This window comes from Streptomyces turgidiscabies Car8, from assembly GCF_000331005.1.
Lineage (GTDB): Bacteria > Actinomycetota > Actinomycetes > Streptomycetales > Streptomycetaceae > Streptomyces > Streptomyces turgidiscabies.
In genome coordinates, this window is sequence record NZ_AEJB01000161.1 from 1 (window position 1) to 2392 (window position 2392).

Here is a 2392-nt window from a genome sequence, read left to right on the forward strand (position 1 = left end):
GGGTCAGGCCAGCCAGTGGCGGCGGCCGATGGCGATCAGGCGCATCCGGCGGGTCGCCAGGTGGGCCACCTGCTCGCGCCGCGCGGCCGGGGCGTCCAGCGTCTCCAGGAACTGGGAGGCGGTCATCAGCATCTGGTCGACGTACAGGCCCGCGAGCATCAGCAGGTCCGCCTCGGTCCAGCCCGCCGACTCGGGCTGTTCGGCGAGAGCGTCCCGCACCTCCTCGGCGAACCGGGCCAGTTGGTCCCGGATGGCCTCGCGGACCGGCTGGACCCCGCCGTGCCGTTCGCGCGCGATGAAGCGGACGTGGGCGGGCTGCGCCCGGACATGGCCGGAGATCAGGTCGACCGCACGGACTATCCGGTCCTCGCTGTCGCCGGATCCCGACACCGTCGTACCGATCATCGGGTGGAGGCTGCCGAGCGCCTCCTCGACGAGGGCGACACCGAGGTCCGCCGTGGAGCGGAAGTGCCGGTAGAAGGCGGTCGGGGCGACGCCGACGGCGCGGGTGACCTCGCGCAGACCGAGGCTGCTCAGGCTCTGGTCCTCCAGCAGGCCGAGCGCCGCGTCCAGCAGCGACTGCCGCGTCTTCTGCTTCTGGACCTGCCGGACGCCGAGAGTGTGACTCATGCCATGCAGTTAACAACTGTTCTCTGTAATTGAAAAGCCGGGAGGGACGCTAGACTCGGGAGTCAGTGAACAAGTGTTACTACAAGCGTTCACTGAACTGTAACGGAAGGGAACTCCTCCCATGTTCTTCCTCGTAGCCGTCCTTCTGCTGCTGGGCATGGTGATGGGCACCGTCGCTCATCTCCCGGTCTCGTTCAGCGTCCTGGCCGCGGCCGGCATCGCCGCCTGGCTCGGCATCTTCGCGCTCCGTGAGCGCCTCGCCCGTCGGAGCTGATCATCATGCAACTCACCGCATCGGCCACCGGCCGTACCGAGCGCACCGCCCGCCGTGACGCCGACAGCATGGCCGTCGCGTCCTTCCTCCTGGGCCTGCCTGGCCTCCTGGTCCTCAACATCTTCCTCGGCCCCGTCGCCATCACGCTGGCTGTCGTCGCCCTCTGGCGCGGCACCGCCCGACGCGGCCGCGCCCTGCTGGGCCTCGCCCTCGGTGTGGCCGACCTGGTGGTCCTGGTGACCCTCATGCAGCTGGACCACACCGTCTCCTGGAGCTTCTGACGGCGACCTCCCCCCGGTCCCGTCACCGGGGCGCCGTAGAATCACGGCACCATGGCATACCTCGACCACGCCGCGACCACACCGATGCTTCCGGAGGCGGTCGAGGCTATGACCGCGCAGCTGGCCGTCACCGGTAACGCCTCCTCACTCCACGCGGCCGGCCGCAGGGCCAGGCGCACGGTCGAGGAGGCCCGCGAGACGCTCGCCGAGTCGCTCGGCGCCCGCCCCAGCGAGGTCGTGTTCACCGCCGGCGGCACCGAGGCCGACAACCTCGCCGTCAAGGGGCTCTACTGGGCCCGGCGGGACGCGGATCCGGCCCGCGTCCGGGTCCTCGCCAGCCCCGTCGAGCACCACGCCGTCCTCGACGCCGTGCACTGGCTCGGCGAGCACGAGGGCGCCGTCGTCGAGTACCTCCCGGTCGACGCGTACGGCCGGGTGCACCCCGACGCCCTGCGCGAGGCCGTCGCCCGCGACCCCGACAGTGTGGCCCTGGCTACCGTGATGTGGGCCAACAACGAGATCGGCACGATCATGCCGGTCCGAGAACTCGCCGACGTGGCAAACGAGTTCGGCGTTCCCCTGCACGCCGACGCCGTGCAGGCCTACGGCCAGGTGCCCGTCTCCTTCGCCGACTCCGGGCTCGCCGCGATGACCGTCTCCGGCCACAAGATCGGCGGCCCGTACGGCATCGGCGCCCTGCTCCTGGGCCGCGAGTACCGCCCCGTACCCGTGCTGCACGGCGGTGGGCAGGAGCGGCACGTGCGCTCCGGCACCCTCGATGTGCCGGCCGTCGCCTCCTTCGCGGTGGCCGGGCGGCTCGCCGCCGAACAACAGGGCTGGTTCGCCCGGGAGATCGGCGCCCTGCGCGACGCCCTGGTCGCGGCCGTCCGTACGGCGGTTCCGGACGCGATCCTGGGCGGCGACCCGGTGGACCGGCTCCCGGCCAACGCCCACTTCACCTTCCCGGGCTGCGAGGGCGACTCCCTGCTCCTGCTGCTCGACGCCCAGGGCATCGAGTGCTCCACCGGCTCCGCCTGCACCGCCGGGGTGGCCCAGCCCAGCCATGTCCTCCTCGCCGTCGGCACCGATCCTGACCTGGCCCGCGGCACCCTCCGCTTCTCCCTCGGACACACCTCCACGGAGGCGGACGTCGAGGCGGTCGCCAAGGTCATCGCCCCGGTGGTGGAGCGGGCCCGCGCGGCGGGAC

At 71.9% G+C, this 2392-nt stretch carries 4 protein-coding genes; 3 read left to right on the top strand and 1 reads right to left on the bottom strand.

All coding sequences use genetic code 11. The annotated features are described in order from the left end of the window. Window positions 1-3: 3 nt before the first annotated feature. Window positions 4-630 (bottom strand): TetR family transcriptional regulator, encoded by a 627-nt coding sequence (locus STRTUCAR8_RS10295; protein ID WP_006375551.1) that lies wholly within the window; start codon window positions 628-630, stop codon window positions 4-6. A gap of 121 nt (window positions 631-751) precedes the next feature. On the opposite strand from STRTUCAR8_RS10295, the gene STRTUCAR8_RS53265 reads away from it, so the two are divergent. The 3 genes from STRTUCAR8_RS53265 to STRTUCAR8_RS10310 all read left to right on the top strand — a co-directional run. Then, a complete protein-coding gene (locus tag STRTUCAR8_RS53265) occupies window positions 752-904 on the top strand; it encodes a hypothetical protein (RefSeq protein WP_006375553.1) in 153 nt (50 codons plus the stop codon). Window positions 905-909: 5 nt separating this feature from the next. Then, complete coding sequence (locus STRTUCAR8_RS10305) at window positions 910-1185, top strand: hypothetical protein (protein WP_006375552.1); 276 nt, start codon at window positions 910-912, stop codon at window positions 1183-1185. Window positions 1186-1236: 51 nt separating this feature from the next. Continuing rightward, on the top strand, window positions 1237-2392 hold a 1156-nt coding region (locus STRTUCAR8_RS10310; protein ID WP_006375550.1), incomplete at its 3' end, for a cysteine desulfurase family protein.